The sequence below is a fragment of the Floccifex sp. genome, from assembly GCF_051873495.1.
Taxonomy (GTDB): Bacteria; Bacillota_I; Bacilli_A; order Erysipelotrichales; family Erysipelotrichaceae; genus Floccifex.
The window spans coordinates 1-21,839 of the sequence record NZ_JBJEEX010000143.1; the positions used below are offsets into that span (position 1 = coordinate 1).

A 21,839-nucleotide genomic window follows, 5' to 3' on the forward strand; every position below is an offset into this window, starting at 1 on the left:
GAACCAGGCTTTATAAAAAAAAGCCCACACTCGTTAGAGTGTGTTAGTTCAATAGGAACATAGACAGAAAGGATTTTAACTATGAATTACATGGAGTTAATCGAACAAAGACATAGTGTTAGACAATATAAAGATAAAATGATTGAAGTTGAAAAAAGAAAAGAACTTGATTCACTATGTCGATTCATTAATAAAAAAGCGCAAATGAATATTCAAATTCTATATGATGAACCCACGTGTTTTGATAATATACTTGCTCATTATGGAAAATTCAGTGGAGTAAAAAACTATATTGCTTTAGTAGGACCTAAATCTAAAGACCTAGATGAAAAAGCTGGATACTATGGGGAAATGTTAGTTTTAAAAGCACAGGAATTAGGGCTAAATACTTGTTGGGTTGCTCTGACACATGGGAAAAGTAAGGCCAAAGTGAATAGAAATGAAAAACAAGTATTAGTGATTGCGTTGGGATATGGTGAACATCAAGGTATTTCTCATAAATCAAAGAAAATCGATGTAGATAATAACGAACCACAGTGGTATTTAGATGGAATCAAAGCAGCTTATTTAGCACCCACTGCGATGAATCAACAAAAATTTATCATTCAAAAAAAGAATAATGAAGTTTCAATTGTAGCCAAAAAAGGAATGTATACAAAAGTTGATTTAGGAATTGTTAAGTATCACTTTGAAGTGGTATCTAAACATGAGGTAAGGAATGCGATTTGAAACAAATCGATTGATTTTAAGACCATGGAGTATTCAAGACGCAGTTGATTTATACCAACAAGCTAAAAATCCTAATGTTGGTCCTATGGCAGGTTGGCCTGTTCATACGAGTGTAGAAAATAGTAAAGAAATTATTGAAAAGTATTTAAGTGGTCCTCTTACCTATGCGATTTGTTTAAAAGACAATAAGATAATTGGTTCAATTGAATTACAAGATGCCAATCATTTAAGTCAAGAAATAGGAGAACTTGAAATAGGTTATTGGATTGGGCAAGAATATTGGGGAAATGAATATACAGTGGAAGCAATGAAGTGCTTAATTCAATATGCTTTTGATGAATTAGAAAGCCCGGGATTGTGGTGTGGATACTATGATGAAAATCATAAATCAAAAAGAGTAATGGAAAAATGCGGATTTATGTATCATCATAGTGAAAAAGAATTTAAAGAAAAGAAAAACATTAATTATATGTATTTAAAAAAAGGAGGATCTTAATTATGTTTTATTCACAAATTATGGAAGCAAAAAGTTATATACAAAGTAAAGTTAATCGTAAACCGGAAATTGGTATTGTATTAGGATCTGGATTAGGTGCGATTGTTGAGGCTATGGAAAACATTGAAACCATTCCTTACGAAACCATTCCTCATTTTCCTCATTCTAATATCCAAGGACATGCGGATCAATTTGTATTTGGTAAAATAGGGAACAAAGAAGTTGTTTGTATGCAAGGAAGATTTCATTATTATGAAGGATTCACAATGAAACAATTAACATTTCCTATTTATGTGTTGTCACAATTAGGAGTAAAAGACTTGATTGTTACCAATGCCTGTGGAGGAATTAATCAAGACTTTGAACCAGGAGATTTAATGATTATCAGTGACTACATTAACTTTTTAGGAGATAACCCATTAATTGGGGATAACGATGAACGTTTAGGTCCTCGTTTCCCTGATATGACAGAAGCCTATAATCACGAATTAATGGACTTTGCCAAAGATTGCGCAAACCAATTAAATATTCCTTATAAAACAGGTGTTTATGCGCTTTTTAATGGTCCATGTTATGAAACAGCAGCGGAAATTCGTGCCTTTAAAGCATTAGGAGCCGATGCAGTAGGTATGTCAACAGTTCCTGAAACAATGGTTGCGAATTATTTGGGAATGCGTGTATTAGGAATTTCATGTATCACAAATATGGCCACAGGAATCGCAAAAGTAAAACATTCCCATGAAAAAGTATTGGAAGTTGCTAATAATAGTAGTGCTAAGCTTTGTGAATGGGTTCAATATATGGTTGAAAATTGGAAATAGGATTGGATTATGAAAAATACAGATATAAAACTACAAAATCAAATGATTTACTCTATTTATGTTCGAAATCATACAAGTGAAGGAACATTTAAAGCAGTTGAACAAGATTTAGATCGTATTAAAGAATTAGGAACAGATATTATCTGGTTTCTTCCTATTCATCCTATTGGTATAAAAGGAAAAAAAGGAAGTTTAGGATGTCCTTATTCTATTCAAGATTATCGAAGTGTAAACCCTGAATATGGGACATTAGATGATTTTAAACATTTAGTACAAGAAATTCATAAAAGAAATATGAAATGTATAATTGATGTTGTTTATAATCATACCTCTCGTGATTCTGTTTTAAGTAAAGAACATCCTGAATTTTTCTATAAAAATGAAAACAATGAAATGGGAAATAAAGTAGGAGACTGGACAGATGTTTACGATTTAGATTATTCAAATCATGATTTATGGGATTATCTAAGAGATACATTAGTATATTGGGCACAAATTGTGGATGGATTTAGATGTGATGTAGCTTCCTTTATCCCAGTGGAATTTTGGAAATATGCCCAAGAAGCTGTTTTTAAAGTAAATCCTGATTGTATTTGGCTTGCGGAAAGTGTTCATCTGAGTTTTGGACATATGGCACGTAAAAAAGGTATGTATGCGGCTAAAGATGTAGAATTATATGAATGCTTTGACATGGAATATGATTACGATATTCGAGAAGTATTTGAAAAATATTTAGAAGGAAAATATGCGCTTTCTCATTATGCCCAAGCTCTAAATTTTCAAGAAAATATGTATCCATCAAACTACAATAAAATTCGTTTTCTTGAAAATCATGATACAAAACGCTTTGTTGAGTATGTGAATGAAGAAGCACCATTGATTAATTACAGTGCTATGATTTTCTTTTTAAAGGGAACAACACTTATTTATGCAGGACAAGAATATGTAAATGATCATACACCGAGTTTATTTGAAATTGATACAATAAATCGACATACAGGAAAAAATTTAAGTGGTTTATTTAATAGACTAAGTGAAATTCAACATGACATATTGGGATGCGATGATTTCTTTGATTGTGATGCAGACGATGAAAATGATATTCTTGTTTGTGTTCGTGAAAATGAACAATCTATAAAAGTTGGAATCTTTAGTTTAAAAGGAAACAGTGGCGATGTTTCTATTCCACTTGAAAATGGACCATATTTTAACGAAATCGATGGACAGCCTGTTTTTGTGGTAGCTAATATGGTTCACTGTGATGGATGGCCAATTATTTTAAATGTCAAGAAAGGAAAGAGATAATGGAAAAATCAAAAATCACTTGTCCGAAATGTAATGAAAAAACATCATGTCAGACTTGGAAATACATTGATATATCAAAGAATCCAGGATGTAAAAACAAATTATTAAATCAGTCTTTATTTAAGTTTAAGTGTCGTAATTGTGGATACGAAGCGTTGCTTGATTATAGTTTACAGTATTGTGACCCAGAACAAAAAATCAATATTTATTATGTAACAAATCAAGAAGAATTAGATGAAGTAATGGATTTATTTCAAGATGATGATGTTATATCGGATACAAAAGACTATAGAAATAGAGTGGTTTGTTCACAAGAAGATTTAATTGAAAAGATTCAATTATTTGATATGGGATTAGATGATCGCATTATTGAAATCATGAAAGTTTTATTTTATAAACAAATTAAAAATCAATATCAAGTAGATGCGATTCGTTGCACTCCTGATTTAGAAATAAAATTTTATTTTCAAGATTTTGAACAAGGAAAAATTTCTTTTGACTTAGATTTATATCATAAAGTAGAAAATGTTTATCAAAATTTAGAAGAAGATGTTCGTATTGATTTTGACTGGGCAGTTGAGGCTATGTCATGATTTATTTGATGTGTGCTATTTTAAGTAGTGGCATCATATCAATTTTAATGAAACTTTCAAAGTCTTATATTACCAATGAAATGGCACTATTAAGTGCCAATTATTTTATTTGTATTCTTTGTTCCTTGTTCTTTGTACAAGACTTTCATTTCAATAATTCAATGTATTTAGGAATATTAAACGGATTTTTTTATTGGATTAGCTTTGTGTTGTTTCAAAGGAGTATACAAACCAATGGAATGACATTAAGTTGTACCTTTCAAAAACTAGGAATTCTTGTTCCTACTTTATTAAGTATTTTTATATTCCATGAAATTAGTTCATGTTTCCAAATTATTGGAATTTGTTTAGCTATTGTTTGTATTGTTTTACTTCAAAATATGAATACAAAACAAAAAGTATATTCTATTTCCATGTTGGTTTGTTTACTATTGTTCAATGGAAGTGCAGATGCAATGTCAAAAGTATTTGAACAAGTTGGAACAAATGATAATTTATTTTTGGTCATTACTTTTTTGGTGGCTTTCTTGTTTTGTGTGATATCGATTTTAAAATCAAAACAAAGAATTAAGCGAAATGATTTATTATTTGGAATATTAATTGGAATTCCTAATTATTTTAGCGCTAGATTCTTATTGAAATCATTATATGTTTTACCATCTTTAATTGTATATCCATGTTATAGTGTGTTCACAATTGTATTTGTAGGAATGATTGGAAGTTTGTGTTTTAAGGAACAATTAAATAAAAAATATGTTTATATTTTGATGGGCTTTATGTGTGCTTTAATTTTATTAAATGTTAAGTAAAAATACTTGACACCTATATAAAGCCATGGTATTCTACTAAGGCAATTGAAAGAAATGGAAGGTTATTTATATGGTTAAATTACGTTTAAAAAGAATGGGTAAAAAACATGCTCCTTACTATCGTATCGTAGCAGCTGATTCACGTAGCCCACGTGATGGTCGTATTATCGAAGAAATCGGTACATACAATCCTACTAAAGAAGAAGGAAATGTAACTGTTAATAAAGAATTAGCTTTAAAATGGTTAAACAATGGAGCTAAACCAACTGATACAGTTCGTAACATTTTATCTAAAGAAGGAATCATGAAAGAATTTCATGAATCTAAATAGTCATGACAGATTTAGAAAAAACATTATTTGATTTATGTGAACCTCTTGTTGAAGAAAAAAATTCATTGTCTGTAAAGACAATGACTTCAACAAATGAAAATGAAGTTTTATTGTATGTTTATGCCAATAGCGATGATGTAGCTCGTTTAATTGGAAGAAAAGGAACAATGGCTAGTAGTTTAAGACAAATGATGGCAATTGCTTCTAAAGATGCACACAAGAAAATTTCAGTAAAATTTGAAGCGTATTAGGATGTGATTCACATCCTTTTTTTGGAGATAAAAATGATTAAAGTTGGAACGATTATTAATACACACGCTCTAAAAGGAGAATGTAAAATATATTTAGTAACAGATGAAGCTTTTGATCGCTTTAAAACAGGAAACCGCCTATATTTAAGCGATGGATCTTCTTTAGTTGTGAAAAAATTCCGTATGCAGAAGGGATTTGGTTATTGTTTTTTTGAAGGAATTGATTCAATTGAAAAAGCAGAACAACTAAAAACAAAAGATCTATGGATTCACAAAGAAGATTTACCTGAATTAGACGATGATACATTTTACTATCATGAATTAATGGATTGTACAGTCGTTAATGAGGCAAATAAAAATTTGGGTAAAGTTGTGGATATCTTGGAAACAGGAGCTAATTTGGTTTTACGAATTAAAGGAAAAGATACTTCTTTTTTACTTCCTTTTGTACAAGCATTTATATTGGATGTAGATACAAAAGAAAAGGTAATCTATATTAAAGAAATGGAAGGTTTACGATGAAAATTTCGGTTTTGTCTTTATTTCCAGAATATTTTGAACCATTATTGCATACAAGCATAATCAAAAGAGCTAAAGATAAAGATTTATTTGAATTTGAAGTCGTTGATTTTCGCAAATTCACCAAAGAAAAACATGGACACGTAGATGATACACCTTATGGTGGAGGAGCTGGAATGGTTTTAATGTGTCAGCCGATTTTAGATGCATTAAAATCAATTCGAACAGAAAACAGTACAGTTATTTTATTAACACCACAAGGAAAAACATTTAATCAAGGAATTGCCAAGGAATTATCATTGAAAGATCACTTGATTTTTATTTGTGGACACTATGAAGGCTTTGATGAAAGAATTCGTGATTATGTAGATATACAATTATCTTTAGGTGACTTTGTTTTAACGGGTGGGGAAAGTGCATGTATGGTTATGTGTGATTGTATTTTGCGTCTTTTACCAGGTGTTATTAAACAAGATTCAAGTGATGATGATTCGTTTTCAAATGGATTGTTAGAATATCCCCAATATACGCGTCCAGAAGTATACGATGGTAAAAGAGTACCGGATGTTTTATTAAGTGGACATCATGCCAATATTAATAAATGGCGTCACGAAAAGGCATTGGAAAATACTTTACATCATCGTCCAGATTTGTTGGAACAATTGGATTTATCTGAAGAAGATAAAAACTATATTGAATCCATAAAAAAGAATTGCATTGAATAAAATTAAATGCTAAAATATTTTAGCATTTATGCACGGTTGTTCCGCTGGCAGTATTGTGTATGAACAATTTGTAAGAATAGATAGATATAGGAGGAAGAACAGATGAATTTAAATTTAGTGAATGAAGTAACAAAATCGCAATTAAAAACAGACATCCCAGAATTCCGTTCAGGAAGTACTGTACGTGTACACGTAAAAATTAAAGAAGGTGACAAGAGCCGTATCCAAATTTTCGAAGGTGTTGTCATTGAACGTGTTGGTGGAGGAATCTCTGAAACATTCACAGTACGTAAAATGTCAAGCGGAATCGGTGTAGAACGTAAATTCCCTTTACATTCACCAATCATCGAAAAAATTGAAGTCGTTCGTAACGGTAAAGTACGTCGTAATAAACTTCACTATTTACGTGGACGTTCTGGTAAATCAGCTCGTTTAAAAGAAGTACGTTAATAAATTAAGGCGAGATTCTCGCCTTTTATTTTTATGGGGGTTTCTTTATGAAAAAAGACGAATTAAAGTATAATGATGAAGATGATCGCTCAATATTTGAAGACATTCTTGACTTTGTTAAGGTCTTTGCGATTACAGCTCTTGTATTTTTATTGTTTGTGAATTTTATAGCCCATCCTGTAAATGTTAAAGGAAGAAGTATGTATCCCACTTTACAAGACGGTGAATTTGGGTTTACAAGTATCGCATCTACATACATTGGCTCAATTGAAAGAGGCGATGTTGTAGTTATTAAGATGATGGATGAAGAAAGTGGTAAAGAAACGCATTGGGTAAAACGAGTAATTGGAATGCCTGGTGAAACTATTTCTTGTGTTGATGATGAAGTATATATCAATGGAAATAAACTCGATGAAAGTGAATACATTGATGAAGAATACCGCCAAGAAATGGTGAATGAATTTGGCTTTTTTAATCGTGTGATGAAAGACTATGTAAACAATCAAGGAATTACGGTTGTAGAAGCCTGTGATTTTGATTCGGTTACTTTAAATGAAGATGAATATTTTTTAATGGGAGATAATCGTCCTTATTCAAAAGATAGTCGTGATGTAACGGTTGGACCAATTCAAAAGAGTCAGATTTTTGGAAAAGGTGTACTCGTTTTATTTCCGTTTACCGAAATAGGAATTAATTAATATGGAACAGAAAAAAGTAATTCAATGGTATCCAGGACACATGGCAAAGGCCAAACGTCAAATGGAAGAAAATTTAAAGAAAGTGGATTTTGTGATTGAAATACGTGATTGTCGTGTCCCGGAAGCAAGTAAAAATCCTATGTTAGATGAATTAATTGGTAATAAACCAAGACTTATTCTTTTATCGAAAAAAGATAAAGCGGATAAAGCTATGACTAAACAGTGGATTGCTTATTTAGAACAACAAGGAAATAAAGTACTTGCCCTTGACTTATTAAAAGACAATTACAAAAAACAATTGATTGATGCTTCCAAAGAAATTTGTTCATCTTTTATTGAAAAACAAAAACGCCGTGGAATTAAACCAAGAGCTCTTCGTGCAATGGTCTGTGGAATTCCTAATGTCGGAAAAAGCACTTTTATTAATTCACTTGCGAAAAGAAAAGCAGCTCAAACAGCGGATCGCCCTGGTGTGACCAAAAGTCTACAGTGGATTAAATTAGCAAGTGATTTAGAATTATTAGACACGCCTGGTGTTTTATGGCCAAAATTTGATGATCAGGAAGTTGGTTATAAATTAGCTTTATTAGGATCTATTAAAGATGAAGTTGTTACCATGGATGAATTGGCAATGTATGCTTGTCAATGGTTGATGGAAAATAAACCCGAAGCCTTGACTAATACATACAAAATTGAAATTCAAGAAAAACCATATGAAACTCTGTGCGAAATTGCGAAGGTTAGAGGATATCTATCTAAAGGTGATATCGATGAAAATCGGTTGATGCATAGTTTTGTTAAGGATATTCGTGAAAATCGACTAGGAGCCATTACATGGGAAAAAGTATAGAACACCCTTTAGAATGGGATTACGATCAATTAGTTGTTGGTTTAGATGAAGCAGGAAGAGGACCTATAGCAGGTCCAGTTGTTGTAGCTGGAGTTGTATTTGAAAAGAATTATTTTCATCCGGATATATATGATTCTAAGAAGTTGACTGAGAAAAAAAGAGAAGCTTTATATTCTCAAATTATAGAACAGGCACTTTGGTATAAAATTGTGTTTGTGGATGAAAAAACAATTGATCAAAAAAATATTTATCGAGCATGTCAAGATGCGATGTTTGAAATTGCTAAAGAAGCTGAAGCATCAGTTGTATTAACAGATGCTATGCCACTTCCTAATTTGGAAAAAGAAGTACATGCCATTGTCAAAGGAGACCAGCAATCAATTTGTATTGCGGCTGCATCGATTTTGGCAAAAGTTTCTCGTGATCATTACATGGTGGAATTAGATAAACAATATCCTGAATATGGATTTAAAAATCATAAAGGCTATCCAACGAAACAACATTTACAAGCTCTTGAAACTTATGGGGTATTGGAATGTCATCGTAAAAGTTATGGTCCTGTTCAAAAACAACTACAAATTAAATTATTTTAAGAGAAATGAGAAATCATTTCTTTTTTTTTAAAAAAATTTTGCGTTTTCTCTGATTTTGTCGAATATATTAATATGAAAGATTTAAAGTATAGAATTTTATATTATGCGATTCAATACAATGGAGACTGGAATCGCATTGCTAAAGCCATTCATAATCAAGAACCATATAAAATTATTGAATATCCATATGATTATGTAACCATTGTTGATGAACAATATCCTGAGTGCATGAAACATTTGCGATATCCTCCTTGGATATTATTTTATATTGGAGATTATTCTTTACTCAAAAAGAAAAGTATAGGAATAGTAGGGGCTCGAAATTGTACGTCACAAGCACTTCAAAATACGAAAACAATTGTCAATCATGTAAAACAAAAATATTGTATTGTTTCCGGATTGGCAAAGGGCATCGATGCTATGGCACATCAATGTAGTATGGACTCTGATACAATTGGTATTATTGGATGTGGAATCAATCGCATTTATCCAAAAGAAAACACTAAACTATTTTATGAAATGAGGGAAAAACAATTAATTATTAGTGAATATCCTATGAATGTAGCACCTTTAGCTTATCATTTTCCATGGCGAAATCGCTTGATTGCAGCATGTTCTAGTGCTTTAGTAGTGATTGAGGCAAAGGAAAAATCGGGAACAATGTTGACGGTAAATGAATGCTTAGAATTATCAAAACCTGTTTATTGTTTACCAACAGCTTTTGAAAATAAAGAATACATGGGATGTAATACTTTAATATTTAATGGAGCAAATATATTATTAGATGAAAAAGAGTTAGATGATATTTGACAAATGAATTATTTTTTGCTTTTATAGAGAAACATGGGGGAATAACATGAAAAAGAATTTAATTATTGTTGAGTCACCATCAAAATCAAAAACTATTGAAAAATACTTAGGAAGCGATTATAAAGTTGTTTCAAGTAAAGGACATGTTTGTGATTTGGCAACAACAGGAAAAGAACGACTTGGGATTGATGTTGAAAATGACTTTCAACCTACATATAAAATAAGTAAAGATAAAAAAGAGACAGTGGAAGAATTAAAGGAACTTGCGAAAAAAGCAGATAAAATTTATTTAGCAAGTGACCCGGACCGTGAAGGAGAAGCTATTGCTTGGCATTTAGCTAGAGTCTTAGACTTGGATATGGATACAACACAACGTATTGAATTTCATGAAGTAACTAAACCTGCGGTTCTTGATGCTTTAGAACATCCTCGTAAAATTGATATGCGCTTAGTTCGTTCTCAAGAAACTAGACGTTTCTTAGATCGTATTATTGGATTTAAGCTTAGTAAATTATTACAGAAAAAAATCCATTCTAAATCAGCAGGGCGTGTACAATCGGTTGCGCTTCACTTAATTGTATTGAAAGAAAGAGCTATTCAAAAATTTAAACCAGAAGAATACTGGGAAATTAAAGCAGATATTAAAGAAGGAAGAAAAACATTCCAAATTGAGCTTTCTAAAATTGATGGAAATAAACCACAATTAAAGACAAAAGAAGAAGCTGATGCGATTTTAGAACGTTGTAAAAATGATTTTACAGTTGTGGACGTTTCTAAAAAAGGAAAGAAAAAACAACCGAAGCTTCCATATATCACATCAACTTTACAACAAGATGCAAGTACTAAATTAGGATATGGAGCCAAACGTACGATGAGTATTGCCCAACGTTTGTACGAAGGGGTAAAACTTGGAGACCACATGGAAGGTTTAATTACTTATATGCGTTCTGATTCTACGCGTTTATCGGATATCTTCGTTAAAGATGCTAAGGCTTTTATTGAAGAAGAATATGGAAAACAATATGTTGGTAAAGCCCATGAAAAAAACAATAAAAATGCGCAAGATGCTCACGAAGCGATTCGTCCAACAAATATTATGAATACACCAGAACGTGTAAAACCATACTTAACATCAGAAGAAAATCGTCTATATGCCATGATTTATTATCGTACCCTAGCGTCTTTAATGGCACCTAGTCAGTATGATGTAACTACGATTGTATTTGATTGTGATCACATAGAATTTAAAGCCACAGGTCAAGTAATGACTTTTGATGGATACTATAAAGTATTTGGTAAATATGAAAAAACAAGTGAAGAGTTATTACCGGAAATTGAAGTAGGTAAAGTATATAAAGATGTACCAACTCATGCTTCTCAACACTTTACAGAACCACCTGCTCGTTATACAGAAGCTAGCTTGATTAAAGAATTAGAAAAACAATCGATTGGTCGTCCGAGTACATATGCAACGATTATCGATACACTACAAAAGCGTTTATATGTATCGATGGAAAAATCATCGGAATCAAGTAAAACAAAAGTATTTGTTCCAACGGAACAAGGTTTTTTAACAGATGAAAAACTACAAGAATATTTTCCAACTGTTATTAATGTTAAGTATACAGCGAGTATGGAACAAGCATTAGATAAAATTGCTGAAGGCGAAATCGATAACATTGCCTATTTACATGAATTCTATGATACTTTTAATCCATTGGTTGAAAAAGCATATGGAGAAATGAAGGAAGTAGAATTAGAAAAAGTGGGTCGTAAGTGCCCAGAATGTGGTCAAGACTTAGTTTATCGCAATGGTCGCTATGGAAAATTTATATCTTGTATTAGTTTTCCTAAGTGTAAGTATACGGAATCACAAGAACAAGAAGAAATCACGAAAGACAGCAATGGACAAGAAAAAACGTGTCCTAATTGTGGAGCGTACATGGTGATTAAAAAAGGACGATATGGACCGTTCTGGGCTTGTTCTAAGTATCCTGAATGTAAAACAATTGTACCTTTAAAAGAAAAAGCAAAACCAGAACCAATTGGGGAAATGTGCCCAGAATGTGGTAAAGAATTAGTGCGAAGAAAATCTCGTTTTGGTACAACGTTTATTGGATGTTCGAACTATCCAAAGTGTAAATATGTAAGAAAAGAACCAAAAAAGGAAAAATAAAATGAAAGAAGTAACAATTATTGGAGCAGGACTAGCTGGTTGTGAAGCAGCATATCAATGTGCTAAAAGAGGAATTCACGTTCACTTAGTTGAAATGCGACCTACTAAATATCCACCTGCTTTTCATACCGATCAATTTGCGGAATTAGTTTGTTCGAATTCCCTTCGTTCAAATAGTATGAACAATGCCGTTGGTATATTAAAAGAAGAATTAAGAATTATGGATTCATTAATTATGAAATCAGCGGATTTACATGCAGTACCAGCTGGTAGTGCATTAGCAGTTGATCGCCATGAATTTTCGAAATATATAACGAATACAATAAAAAATCATCCTAATATTGATATTGAATACAAAGAAATTACTAAAATTCCTGATGGACCATGTATTATTGCCACAGGACCATTAACTTCTGATGCATTTGCACAAGAGATTGTTGATTATCTACAACAAGATACATTTCATTTTTATGATGCAGCAGCTCCTATTATTGAAAAAGATTCTATTGATTTTTCAAAAGCGTATTTTAAATCAAGATATGATAAAGGAGAAGCAAGTTATATCAACTGTCCTATGACACAAGAAGAATTCATGAATTTCTATAATGAATTGATTCATGCCGAATGTGCAAAAATGCACGATGGGGTTGAAGATATTAATGTGTTTGAAGGTTGTATGCCAATTGAAGAAATGGCTTCAAGAGGGCCTAAAACAATGTTGTTTGGTCCATTAAAGCCAGTTGGATTGGAATTAGAAGGACAACATCCTTATGCGGTTGTACAACTTAGACAAGATAACGTTGCCGGTTCTTTGTATAATATCGTAGGATTTCAAACCCATTTAACATGGCCAGAACAAAAACGTGTTTTTTCTATGATTCCAGGTCTAGAAAACTGTAAAATTGTTCGCTATGGAGTTATGCATAGAAATTCATATATTTCTTCACCAATGGTTTTAAAAGAAACATATCAAACAAAAAAAAGAGAAGATTTATTCTTTGCGGGACAAATTACAGGCGTTGAAGGATATGTTGAAAGCTGTGCGAGTGGTTGTATTGCTGGTATAAATATGGCACGTTTCCTACAAGGTCAAGAATGCATTGAGTTTGGAAATACATGTGTTATGGGATCGCAAGCGTATTATATTACTCACTGTGATCCAAAGCATTTTCAACCAATGAATGCTAACTTTGGAATTATGTCATTGAAAGAAAAGTGTAAAAAGAAAGAGCGAAAAGAAAAATTAGCGAATCAGGCTATTTGTCGAATTAAGGAAATTGAGGAAATTATTAATGGATGAATATATTAGGCGTTTTCTAGATTATATAGATCGCAAGAATTCACAATCCATAAAAACTCGGGAAGCGTATCAAAGGGACTTAAATCAATTTAGGGATTATCTGCAATCTCAGGCCATTGATTTTGAACACGTTGATCGTATTGTATTATTGAATTATGTAGTGCATATTCGTACGCTTCCAGATGGAACTCAGGCAAAAGATGCGACAATCGCAAGAAAGCTATCTTCGATTCGCTCTTTTTATCGTTATTTGAATGAATATATGGGATTTAATGTATCGGCTATTGATTCGCTTCCATCTTTGAAGAAGAAGCAAAATATTCCGGAATTTCTTTTTGTTTCAGAAGTAAAAGAATTTTTAAATACATATGATATTAATGATTTAAATCAATTAAGAGATAAGACGATGTTTACAATGTTATATGCTTGTGGACTACGTGTGAGTGAACTTGCTAATTTAAAATGGAATGACATTCATTTAAATGAGCGATATGTTTGTGTTGTTGGAAAAGGGGACAAAGAACGATTGGTGCCTTTTTTTAAAGGTTTTGAAAAATTACTTGTTCAATATAAACAACAATACTGGCAAATGAAAACGAAAACAGATTTTGTGTTTATCTCTAATCGAGGAAATCAATTAACATCGAGAGGAATACAATATTTGATGCAAAAACATGCCGATGATATTAACTTTAATATGAAAGTACATCCTCATATGTTTCGGCATAGTTTCGCAACGCATTTATTAGATAATGGAGCGGATATTCGTGTGGTACAAGAATTATTGGGACACTCTTCTTTATCAACAACACAAATTTATACGCATGTATCAATGAATCGTTTAAAAGAAGTATATGAAAGTGCACATCCACTTGAAAAGGAAATAAAATGGAAAAAGTAATATTAGCAGGACCTCATTTACCGGAAATGATTCACTTTGAAGAAGAAATAGAAGAAATGAGGCAATTGATTTTGGCATGTGAGATGGAAGTAGAATGCGTGATTACACAGAATTTACGTTCCATTAATAAAAAAACATGTTTAAATCAAGGAAAAATTGAAGAAATAGGGCATCAATTACAAATTAAAGACATTCATGTTGTGGTATTTAATTGTGATTTATCGCCTAGTCAACAACAAGAATTAGAAAAAACATGGCAATGTGAGGTTATGGATAGAACCTATCTTATTTTGTCCATCTTTCAAAGAAGAGCTAAAACTAAAGAAGCTTTTTTACAAGTTGAGGTTGCGACTTTACAGTATTTTCTTCCTCGTTTAAAGGGAAGTTATACACATATGGATCGTCAAAAAGGTGGAAATCGAAATAAGGGAATGGGAGAAAAGAAAATAGAAATTGATTCTCGTACGATTTCTAAACAAATTCAAAGAGCTAAAAAAGAATTAAAAGAACTTGAAGGGCAAAGAAATCTGCAACGCAAACAAAGAAATAAAAATGGGATTAAAAAAGTTTGCTTAGTGGGCTATACCAATACCGGGAAATCTTCGCTTTTAAATGCTTGTAGTGACAAACAAGTATTTGAAAAGGATATGTTGTTTGCGACTCTAACAACGAATACTAGAAAAATAACATATAATAATCATTCATTTTTATTATCGGATACCGTTGGATTTGTTTCGAATTTACCGCATACGTTGATTGAAGCTTTTCATTCGACGTTAGAAGAAGTACAAGAAGCGGATTTATTGATTCATGTTATGGATGCTTCCAGTTCATCTTTAATACAACAAAAATTGACAACCCAAGAAACTTTAAAAGATATTCATGCGGATTCTATTCCGGTTTTAAATGTCTACAACAAATGTGATTTAACAGATATTGAATATCCTCGCAAAGAAAATGATCAATTATATATTAGTGTAAAAGAAGATGTATCTGTATTACTAAAAACAATTGATGAAATGTTGTTTTCAAGTAAAATCGTGAAGTTAAAAATACCGTATGGAAATTTAATAAACGATATTAATAAAGGTAGTAAAGTCATTGATGTAGAATATCAAGATGATGGTGTTTTAATGGAAGTCGAAATGGATGAAAAAACTATTTCTTATTATGAAAAATATCTTGAATCCTAGGATTTGACTTGGTATAATACATGAGCGCGAGTGCGCTTTGATAACACACACCATGAATTCGATTGCCCGTGCACTTAGTGTTGCTTTCGTTGGAAGTGGTGGAGGAAGAACGGAAAGGTAGGACTATTATGTCAATTGTATCAATGAAAAAACTTTTAGAGAATGGTGTACATTTTGGTCATCAAACTCGTCGCTGGAATCCTAAGATGAAACCATACATCTATACCAGCCGTAACGGAGTCTATATCGTAGACTTAGAACAAACACAAAAACAAATTGAAGATGCTTATTTAGAATTAAAAGCAATTTCAGAACGTGGTGGAAAAGTATTATTTGTAGGAACTAAAAAACAAGCTGCTGATGTTGTTGAAGAACAAGCTTTACGTTCTGGTTCATTCTATGTAAACAAACGTTGGTTAGGTGGTTTATTAACAAACTTCCGTACAATCCAAAAACGTATCAAACGTTTAGTTGAAATTGAAGAAATGGAAGCTAGCGGAAAAATCGAAGTTTACACTAAGAAAGAACAAGCTAATTTACGTAAAGAAAAAGAAAAATTGGAAACTTCATTAGGTGGAATTAAAGAAATGAAGAAACTTCCAGATGCAATCGTTATCGTGGATCCAAAAGAAGAACACAACGCTGTTGCAGAAGCTAAAAAATTAGGTATCCCTGTATTCGCAATGTTAGATACTAACTGTGATCCAGAAGATGCTGATTATCCAATCGCTTCAAATGACGATGCAAATCGTTCAGTACGTTTAGTTTTAACTATCTTAGCTGATGCTATCGTTGATGCTAAAGGTGGTTTATTAGAAATTGCTTACTTAGATGAAACTGAAGATGATGTAACAATGGAAGACGTTATTAAAAACGTTGAAGCACAAATCGCTGAAAACGAAAGACGTCGTCGTCAACGTAATGAAGAACGTAGAAAACGTAACTTCGAACGTAAAAACAACGGAAATCGTCGTTTCAACAGAGCTCCTAAAGCTGAAGAAGAAAAACCAGCTGAAAAAGTAGAAGAAAAAGCAGAATAATCAAACAGGAGGACACAATCATGGCTATCACTGCACAACAAGTAAAAGAATTACGTGAAAAAACTGGTGCCGGAATGATGGATTGCAAAAAAGCTTTGTCTGCTAATGATGGTGACATGGCTAAAGCAGTTGACTGGTTACGTGAAAAAGGAATCGCTAAAGCAGCTAAAAAAGAAGGACGTATTGCTGCTGAAGGTTTAACTCGTGTAGCTGTTTCTGGAAACACAGGAATTTTATTTGAAGTTAACTCAGAAACTGACTTCGTAAGCAAAAACGAACAATTCTTATCTTTATTAGATAAAATTCAAACTGCTGTTTTAGAAAATAAACCAGCTGATGTAGAAGCTTGTTTAGCTATTTCTACTCCTGAAGGAACAATCAATGATTTAATCACAAACGCAACTGCAACTATCGGAGAAAAAATTTCTTTACGTCGTGTTGAAGTTGTAACTAAAGAAGACAACCAATTCTTCGGAAGCTATATGCACATGGGTGGAAAAATTTCTGCTTTAGTTGTATTAAGTGGAAAAGAAGATGCTACTGTTGCTAAAAACATTGCAATGCAAGTTGCTTCAATGGCTCCAGCTTATGTATCTCAAGCTGATATTCCAGCTGAAATCGTTGATCATGAACGTCAATTACAATTAACTATGATGCAACAAGATCCAAAAATGGCTAACAAACCAGAAAAAGTATTAGAAGGTATCTTAAAAGGTAAAGTTGATAAACACTTTAAAGATCAATGCTTAGTTGAACAAGAATACATTTTTGGTGACAAACAAAAAGTTTCTCAATTCTTAAAAGAATCTCAAGCTGATATCGTTTCATTTGTTCGTTATGCAGCTGGTGAAGGAATTGAAAAACGTGAAGAAAACTTTGCTGAAGAAGTAATGGCACAAGCTAACATGTAATTTTTCAAGGTTTTTTAAGGATGAAACGAGAGCGTTTCGTCCTTTTTTTTGAAATGAATATAGTGTATAATTGCTATGGAATTATAAAGGAGAGCAAAATTTTATGTATAAGCGTGTATTATTGAAATTAAGTGGAGAAGCTCTTTCTGGGGATGGTAAATTACTCAATCAAGATGTACTAGCTCGATTGGCTCAGGAATTAAAAGTTATCCAAGAAGAAGGTGTACAATTAGCTATCGTTGTAGGTGGTGGAAATATTATCCGTGGTAAAGAGATGGCTGAACTTGGTGTTAAGAGAACACAAGGTGACTACATGGGAATGTTGGGAACAGTCATTAATGCTTTAGCGGTTCAAAATGCATTGGAACAAATTGGTGTGCAAACACGTGTTCAAACTGCTGTGGAAATGCAAAAAGTAGCGGAACCATTTATTTTAAGACGTGCAGTTCGTCACTTGGAAAAAGGAAGAATTGTGATTTTTGGAGCCGGAACAGGATCACCTTATTTTTCAACTGATACGACAGCAGCTCTTCGTGCCTCAGAAATTGATGCAGATGTTATTTTGATGGCAAAAAACGGGGTAGATGGTGTTTATGACTGTGATCCAAAGAAACATCCAGAAGCAAAAAAATATGATCGCTTAGGATTTATGGATGTTCTAAATGAAGGGCTACAAGTAATGGATTCAACGGCTATTTCAATGTGTATGGACAATGACATTGATTTAGTTGTATTTAATATGAATGAACCAGGAAATATCATTAAAGCCGTGAATCAAGAAGTTGATGGTACAATAATCTCAAGGAAAGGATAATTATCATGGCAGAATATTTAGAAATTGCAGAAGAAAAAATGATGGATACCCTTGATAATTTAGAAGCAAACCTACGTGTCATTCGTACAGGTCGTGCATCTGCTTCTTTATTAGAAAGAGTTCAAGTTGAATATTACGGAGCAATGATGCCAATTAATCAATTGGCTAAAATCTCAGTATTAGAAGGAACACAATTGGTTGTTAAACCATATGATCGTTCAATTACCAAGGCAGTTGGACATGCGATTGCAGCAGCTAACTTAGGATTGAATCCTTTAACAGAAGCTGATTTAGTTCGTATTAATGTTCCTCAATTAACACAGGAACGTCGTGAACAATTAGCTAAAGAAGCTCATAAATACGGAGAAGAAGCTAAAGTAGCTGTTCGTAATATTCGTCGTAATTGTAATGAAGCAATTAAGAAAGATAAAGAAATCACAGAAGATGATCGTGATGGATTATTAGGAGATTCACAAACATTAACAGATACATATATTAAGAGTATCGAAGATGCTGTGGATAAAAAACGCAAAGAAATTTTGAATGTATAAGCCCCTAGTTGGGCTTTTCTTTTTTGGTGTGATATAATGCAACTATATTTTAGAAAGATGTGTTAAGAATATGAAAATACCTGAAACTGTCGCCATTATTATGGATGGAAATGGTCGTTGGGCCAAAAAAAGAGGATTACCAAGAACAGCTGGGCACAAAAAAGGAGCGGATATGATTCGTGAAATTGGTTTGGCTGCTAATGAATTAGGAATTAAAAAGTTGATTTTATATGCTTTTTCAACCGAAAACTGGAAACGACCAGAAGAAGAAGTTGGCTATTTATGTAAATTGCCGGGATTATTTTTTGATCGTTACATGAAAGAATTAATGGAAAACAATATTAAAGTTACTTTTGCTGGAGAACTTGATAAATTTCCACAAGAAACACAAAACGTTGTCAATAAAGCAGTTGAACAAAGTAAAAATAATACAGGATTAAATCTTTGTTTGGCTATTAATTATGGTGCTCAAAGAGAAATTACTTTGGGAATCAAAAAATATGCTCAAGAAGTTGTGGACAACAAACGAGCAAATGATTTATCAGAAAGTGAGTTTTCTAAGTATTTATTTGTTGAAGAAGACATTGATTTAATGATTCGTACAAGTGGAGAACAACGCTTATCGAATTTTTTATTGTGGCAAGTAGCTTATGCGGAATTTATTTTTACCCCTGTTTCTTGGCCTGAATTTGATAAACAATGTTTAATTGACTGTATTAAGGAATACAATGAAAGAGATCGTCGATTTGGAGGAATTAAGTAAATGAAACAAAGAGTTATTACGGCCATAGCCATTATTGCCGTTGTATTTTTTCCAGTATATTTAGGAGGAATTCCTCTTGAATTATTAGCGCTTGTAATAGTAGCAGGTGGATGTTTTGAATGGATGAATGCACATAGACAAAATCGTAAATGGCCAGTATGGTTTATTCCATTGTGTGCAATCGTAGTACTTGTTTCTCGTTTTATTCCAAGTACGTTCTTATATGCATATTATGCATTTGTTGTTGCTCTGTTATGGGCACTTCCTATTTTCTTTCCGGAAATCACATCGCAAGATTCTTTTACAGCCCTTGCGTTTTTTATGATTTTTTCTTTGATTTATAAAGCTATTGGCTTGTTACAAATTGAACATCGTTATTTATGGACAATTGTGTTCGCAACTTATGCTTCAGATACATTTGCGTATTTAGTAGGAAGAAAATTAGGAAAACACAAAATGATTCCTCGTGTTTCACCAAAGAAAAGCTGGGAAGGATTTATTGGGGGCGTTATTGGTGGATTTGCGCTTAGTCTACTCGTTTCTTTATTGTATATAAAACATTTGGATGTATTATTGACAGTCAGTTTATGTATTATGTGTCCAATTGTTGCGGAATTAGGGGACTTAGCTTTTTCGGTAATCAAACGTAGTACAGGAAAGAAAGATTTTTCGAATTTACTTCCTGGACATGGAGGAATTTTGGATCGCACAGATTCCTTGTTAATGAATATTTTATTATTTGGAATCTTAGTAACATTAATTGGATAAGGAGTGAAGAAAATTGAAGGCATTGCTTGCATTTGTTTTCATGCTTAGTTTTATTGTGGTTATCCATGAATTTGGTCATTTCATTGTAGCTAGACATTTTGGTGTTTACTGCAATGAATTTTCTATTGGAATGGGACCATGTATTTATCAAAAGAAAGGAAAACAAACAACATTTTCAATTCGTGCCATTTTATTAGGTGGATATGTTTCAATGGCAGGAGAAGATGATGGAACTCAAGATGAAGAGTCTTGGGATGCACAAATTAGTGAAGATCAGAAATTAAATAATAAACCTGTTTGGCAACAAATTTGCGTAATGGCAGCTGGAGTTGTAATGAACTTTTTATTAGCTTGGATCATGATGATTGGTATTACTATGGTTCAAGGAAGAGTGGTAGAATCACAGCAACCTGTTGTTTACGAAGTTCAAGAAAATTCAAATGCTCAAAAAGCAGGATTAGAAGTTGGAGATCAAATTGTTAAGGGATATGCTGGAAAAAAAGAAATGGCAATTGATTCCCAATCGGATTTATCAGAGTTTATTCAATACTATCATGATGGATTTACTTTAGAAGTCTTACGAGATGGTAAAGTTTTAGAATTAGAAATGGATGCTTCTTATAACGAAGAAGTACAAGGATACACAATTGGAATTGTATCGAATGTTCAAACAAGAAAAATTAAATGGTATGAAGCATTTAAATATGGAACAATTGAATTGAAAGATACAACATGTTCTATTTTCCGTTCTTTGAGTATGTTAATTCATGGAAAAGGACTTGAAAATTTATCGGGTCCCGTTGGTATATATTCAGTTACAGCTCAAAGTACGAGTTATGGATTAATGTCATATTTATCTTTATTTGCGATGATTTCGGCTAATATTGGTATATTCAACTTAATTCCACTTCCAGCTTTAGATGGAGGAAGAATTCTAATTTTACTGATTGAAAAAATTAGAGGTAAAAAAATTAGTCAAAAAGTAGTGGAAAACGTCATTTTAGCTAGTTTTATTTTATTGTTTGGTTTAGTTATATTTGCGACTTACAATGATATATTGCGTTTATTTATGTAAGAAAATATTTTTCAATATGAAGTTAATATTTTCAAAAATATTTCAAAAATACTTGAAAATATTTTTCATTTGATTATAATCTTTTACATAAAGGTAATGAAGAGAAGAAGTACAAAGATTTTTCTTTTAATAGAGAGATAAGTCAGGTGGAAATTATCAAAGGAAAACTTTGGAACGTGTCTTGGAACCGCATTGACGAAACTTTGTGAGGCAATGATCGTGATTCGCGTTAAGAATGAGGTGTCATTCATATTTGATGAATGGAATTAAGGTGGTACCGCGCATAATACGTCCTTTTGAAAAAAAGGGCGTTTTTTTTTATTACGAAGTAAATACCACGCGCTATGTGCGTGGTACTGTACCTTTT

Annotated in this window: 26 protein-coding genes and 1 other annotated feature; all 26 genes read left to right on the forward strand. The window is 32.4% G+C overall.

Translation table 11 applies throughout. From position 1 onward, the window contains the following. Window positions 1–81: 81 nt before the first annotated feature. Entirely contained in the window at window positions 82–729 is a 648-nt protein-coding gene (locus tag ACI313_RS09470) for a nitroreductase family protein (RefSeq protein WP_320608494.1), read from the forward strand. After that, window positions 719–1,225, forward strand: a complete 507-nt coding sequence (locus ACI313_RS09475) for a GNAT family N-acetyltransferase (RefSeq protein ID WP_439755869.1) — start codon at window positions 719–721, stop codon at window positions 1,223–1,225. The genes ACI313_RS09470 and ACI313_RS09475 overlap by 11 nt, the downstream gene beginning before the upstream one ends. Window positions 1,226–1,227: 2 nt before the next feature. Next, the gene (locus ACI313_RS09480; RefSeq protein ID WP_320608492.1) at window positions 1,228–2,046 is read left to right on the forward strand and encodes a purine-nucleoside phosphorylase; all 819 of its coding nucleotides are present in this window, start codon (window positions 1,228–1,230) and stop codon (window positions 2,044–2,046) included. Between the two features lie 9 nt (window positions 2,047–2,055). Then, the gene (locus tag ACI313_RS09485) at window positions 2,056–3,351 is read left to right on the forward strand and encodes an alpha-amylase family glycosyl hydrolase (protein ID WP_320608491.1); all 1,296 of its coding nucleotides are present in this window, start codon (window positions 2,056–2,058) and stop codon (window positions 3,349–3,351) included. Then, the gene (locus ACI313_RS09490) at window positions 3,351–3,944 is read left to right on the forward strand and encodes a CpXC domain-containing protein (protein WP_320608490.1); all 594 of its coding nucleotides are present in this window, start codon (window positions 3,351–3,353) and stop codon (window positions 3,942–3,944) included. Before ACI313_RS09485 ends, ACI313_RS09490 begins: the two co-directional genes overlap by 1 nt. Further along, window positions 3,941–4,753 carry a hypothetical protein gene (locus tag ACI313_RS09495; protein WP_320608489.1) on the forward strand — a complete coding sequence of 271 codons (813 nt, stop codon included), beginning with the start codon at window positions 3,941–3,943 and terminating at the stop codon, window positions 4,751–4,753. Before ACI313_RS09490 ends, ACI313_RS09495 begins: the two co-directional genes overlap by 4 nt. A 70-nt stretch (window positions 4,754–4,823) precedes the next feature. Beyond that, window positions 4,824–5,084 carry a 30S ribosomal protein S16 gene (gene rpsP / locus ACI313_RS09500; RefSeq protein ID WP_320608488.1) on the forward strand — a complete coding sequence of 87 codons (261 nt, stop codon included), beginning with the start codon at window positions 4,824–4,826 and terminating at the stop codon, window positions 5,082–5,084. A gap of 2 nt (window positions 5,085–5,086) precedes the next feature. Further along, complete coding sequence (locus ACI313_RS09505) at window positions 5,087–5,335, forward strand: KH domain-containing protein (RefSeq protein WP_320608487.1); 249 nt, start codon at window positions 5,087–5,089, stop codon at window positions 5,333–5,335. A gap of 33 nt (window positions 5,336–5,368) precedes the next feature. After that, a complete protein-coding gene (gene rimM, locus ACI313_RS09510) occupies window positions 5,369–5,857 on the forward strand; it encodes a ribosome maturation factor RimM (RefSeq protein ID WP_439755870.1) in 489 nt (162 codons plus the stop codon). After that, on the forward strand, window positions 5,854–6,579 hold the full coding sequence (trmD, locus tag ACI313_RS09515) for a tRNA (guanosine(37)-N1)-methyltransferase TrmD (RefSeq protein WP_320608486.1): 726 nt from the start codon (window positions 5,854–5,856) through the stop codon (window positions 6,577–6,579). Before rimM ends, trmD begins: the two co-directional genes overlap by 4 nt. Window positions 6,580–6,681: 102 nt before the next feature. Further along, window positions 6,682–7,029 carry a 50S ribosomal protein L19 gene (rplS, locus tag ACI313_RS09520; protein WP_320608485.1) on the forward strand — a complete coding sequence of 116 codons (348 nt, stop codon included), beginning with the start codon at window positions 6,682–6,684 and terminating at the stop codon, window positions 7,027–7,029. 47 nt (window positions 7,030–7,076) lie between these two features. Then, window positions 7,077–7,727 carry a signal peptidase I gene (lepB, locus tag ACI313_RS09525; protein WP_439755871.1) on the forward strand — a complete coding sequence of 217 codons (651 nt, stop codon included), beginning with the start codon at window positions 7,077–7,079 and terminating at the stop codon, window positions 7,725–7,727. Between the two features lies 1 nt (window position 7,728). Continuing rightward, window positions 7,729–8,577 carry a ribosome biogenesis GTPase YlqF gene (gene ylqF, locus ACI313_RS09530; protein ID WP_320608483.1) on the forward strand — a complete coding sequence of 283 codons (849 nt, stop codon included), beginning with the start codon at window positions 7,729–7,731 and terminating at the stop codon, window positions 8,575–8,577. Next, the gene (locus ACI313_RS09535; RefSeq protein WP_320608482.1) at window positions 8,562–9,170 is read left to right on the forward strand and encodes a ribonuclease HII; all 609 of its coding nucleotides are present in this window, start codon (window positions 8,562–8,564) and stop codon (window positions 9,168–9,170) included. The genes ylqF and ACI313_RS09535 overlap by 16 nt, the downstream gene beginning before the upstream one ends. Window positions 9,171–9,242: 72 nt before the next feature. Then, window positions 9,243–9,980 carry a DNA-processing protein DprA gene (gene dprA, locus ACI313_RS09540; protein ID WP_320608481.1) on the forward strand — a complete coding sequence of 246 codons (738 nt, stop codon included), beginning with the start codon at window positions 9,243–9,245 and terminating at the stop codon, window positions 9,978–9,980. Between the two features lie 46 nt (window positions 9,981–10,026). Then, a complete protein-coding gene (gene topA / locus ACI313_RS09545; RefSeq protein WP_320608480.1) occupies window positions 10,027–12,156 on the forward strand; it encodes a type I DNA topoisomerase in 2,130 nt (709 codons plus the stop codon). A gap of 1 nt (window position 12,157) precedes the next feature. Further along, complete coding sequence (trmFO, locus tag ACI313_RS09550; protein ID WP_439755872.1) at window positions 12,158–13,456, forward strand: methylenetetrahydrofolate--tRNA-(uracil(54)-C(5))-methyltransferase (FADH(2)-oxidizing) TrmFO; 1,299 nt, start codon at window positions 12,158–12,160, stop codon at window positions 13,454–13,456. Beyond that, window positions 13,449–14,357, forward strand: a complete 909-nt coding sequence (gene xerA / locus ACI313_RS09555; RefSeq protein WP_439755873.1) for a site-specific tyrosine recombinase/integron integrase — start codon at window positions 13,449–13,451, stop codon at window positions 14,355–14,357. Before trmFO ends, xerA begins: the two co-directional genes overlap by 8 nt. Then, window positions 14,345–15,550, forward strand: coding sequence for a GTPase HflX (gene hflX / locus ACI313_RS09560; protein ID WP_439755874.1), 1,206 nt, complete (start codon window positions 14,345–14,347; stop codon window positions 15,548–15,550). The genes xerA and hflX overlap by 13 nt, the downstream gene beginning before the upstream one ends. A gap of 128 nt (window positions 15,551–15,678) precedes the next feature. After that, complete coding sequence (rpsB, locus tag ACI313_RS09565; RefSeq protein WP_320608476.1) at window positions 15,679–16,590, forward strand: 30S ribosomal protein S2; 912 nt, start codon at window positions 15,679–15,681, stop codon at window positions 16,588–16,590. A 20-nt stretch (window positions 16,591–16,610) separates the two neighbouring features. Continuing rightward, a complete protein-coding gene (gene tsf, locus ACI313_RS09570) occupies window positions 16,611–17,501 on the forward strand; it encodes a translation elongation factor Ts (protein ID WP_439755875.1) in 891 nt (296 codons plus the stop codon). 103 nt (window positions 17,502–17,604) lie between these two features. Next, on the forward strand, window positions 17,605–18,315 hold the full coding sequence (gene pyrH, locus ACI313_RS09575) for a UMP kinase (protein ID WP_320608474.1): 711 nt from the start codon (window positions 17,605–17,607) through the stop codon (window positions 18,313–18,315). A 5-nt stretch (window positions 18,316–18,320) separates the two neighbouring features. Beyond that, entirely contained in the window at window positions 18,321–18,866 is a 546-nt protein-coding gene (frr, locus tag ACI313_RS09580; RefSeq protein ID WP_439755876.1) for a ribosome recycling factor, read from the forward strand. A gap of 70 nt (window positions 18,867–18,936) precedes the next feature. After that, window positions 18,937–19,629, forward strand: a complete 693-nt coding sequence (locus tag ACI313_RS09585; RefSeq protein WP_320608472.1) for an isoprenyl transferase — start codon at window positions 18,937–18,939, stop codon at window positions 19,627–19,629. Beyond that, window positions 19,630–20,397 (forward strand): phosphatidate cytidylyltransferase, encoded by a 768-nt coding sequence (locus ACI313_RS09590; RefSeq protein WP_320608471.1) that lies wholly within the window; start codon window positions 19,630–19,632, stop codon window positions 20,395–20,397. Window positions 20,398–20,410: 13 nt separating this feature from the next. Further along, window positions 20,411–21,472 (forward strand): RIP metalloprotease RseP, encoded by a 1,062-nt coding sequence (gene rseP, locus ACI313_RS09595; RefSeq protein ID WP_320608470.1) that lies wholly within the window; start codon window positions 20,411–20,413, stop codon window positions 21,470–21,472. 87 nt (window positions 21,473–21,559) lie between these two features. Beyond that, window positions 21,560–21,771: a binding site (T-box leader), on the forward strand. The last annotated feature ends 68 nt before the right edge of the window (window positions 21,772–21,839 follow it).

Coding starts and splice junctions, on each gene's coding strand:
- ACI313_RS09535 (WP_320608482.1), top strand. CDS start 8,562: ATGGGAAAAAGTATAGAACACCCTTTAGAATGGGATTACGATCAATTA.
- pyrH (WP_320608474.1), top strand. CDS start 17,605: ATGTATAAGCGTGTATTATTGAAATTAAGTGGAGAAGCTCTTTCTGGG.
- lepB (WP_439755871.1), top strand. CDS start 7,077: ATGAAAAAAGACGAATTAAAGTATAATGATGAAGATGATCGCTCAATA.
- dprA (WP_320608481.1), top strand. CDS start 9,243: ATGAAAGATTTAAAGTATAGAATTTTATATTATGCGATTCAATACAAT.
- trmD (WP_320608486.1), top strand. CDS start 5,854: ATGAAAATTTCGGTTTTGTCTTTATTTCCAGAATATTTTGAACCATTA.
- xerA (WP_439755873.1), top strand. CDS start 13,449: ATGGATGAATATATTAGGCGTTTTCTAGATTATATAGATCGCAAGAAT.
- ACI313_RS09485 (WP_320608491.1), top strand. CDS start 2,056: ATGAAAAATACAGATATAAAACTACAAAATCAAATGATTTACTCTATT.
- rimM (WP_439755870.1), top strand. CDS start 5,369: ATGATTAAAGTTGGAACGATTATTAATACACACGCTCTAAAAGGAGAA.
- ACI313_RS09490 (WP_320608490.1), top strand. CDS start 3,351: ATGGAAAAATCAAAAATCACTTGTCCGAAATGTAATGAAAAAACATCA.
- rplS (WP_320608485.1), top strand. CDS start 6,682: ATGAATTTAAATTTAGTGAATGAAGTAACAAAATCGCAATTAAAAACA.
- trmFO (WP_439755872.1), top strand. CDS start 12,158: ATGAAAGAAGTAACAATTATTGGAGCAGGACTAGCTGGTTGTGAAGCA.
- frr (WP_439755876.1), top strand. CDS start 18,321: ATGGCAGAATATTTAGAAATTGCAGAAGAAAAAATGATGGATACCCTT.
- ACI313_RS09495 (WP_320608489.1), top strand. CDS start 3,941: ATGATTTATTTGATGTGTGCTATTTTAAGTAGTGGCATCATATCAATT.
- hflX (WP_439755874.1), top strand. CDS start 14,345: ATGGAAAAAGTAATATTAGCAGGACCTCATTTACCGGAAATGATTCAC.
- ACI313_RS09475 (WP_439755869.1), top strand. CDS start 719: ATGCGATTTGAAACAAATCGATTGATTTTAAGACCATGGAGTATTCAA.
- ACI313_RS09590 (WP_320608471.1), top strand. CDS start 19,630: ATGAAACAAAGAGTTATTACGGCCATAGCCATTATTGCCGTTGTATTT.
- tsf (WP_439755875.1), top strand. CDS start 16,611: ATGGCTATCACTGCACAACAAGTAAAAGAATTACGTGAAAAAACTGGT.
- rpsP (WP_320608488.1), top strand. CDS start 4,824: ATGGTTAAATTACGTTTAAAAAGAATGGGTAAAAAACATGCTCCTTAC.
- ylqF (WP_320608483.1), top strand. CDS start 7,729: ATGGAACAGAAAAAAGTAATTCAATGGTATCCAGGACACATGGCAAAG.
- ACI313_RS09505 (WP_320608487.1), top strand. CDS start 5,087: ATGACAGATTTAGAAAAAACATTATTTGATTTATGTGAACCTCTTGTT.
- rpsB (WP_320608476.1), top strand. CDS start 15,679: ATGTCAATTGTATCAATGAAAAAACTTTTAGAGAATGGTGTACATTTT.
- ACI313_RS09585 (WP_320608472.1), top strand. CDS start 18,937: ATGAAAATACCTGAAACTGTCGCCATTATTATGGATGGAAATGGTCGT.
- ACI313_RS09470 (WP_320608494.1), top strand. CDS start 82: ATGAATTACATGGAGTTAATCGAACAAAGACATAGTGTTAGACAATAT.
- topA (WP_320608480.1), top strand. CDS start 10,027: ATGAAAAAGAATTTAATTATTGTTGAGTCACCATCAAAATCAAAAACT.
- ACI313_RS09480 (WP_320608492.1), top strand. CDS start 1,228: ATGTTTTATTCACAAATTATGGAAGCAAAAAGTTATATACAAAGTAAA.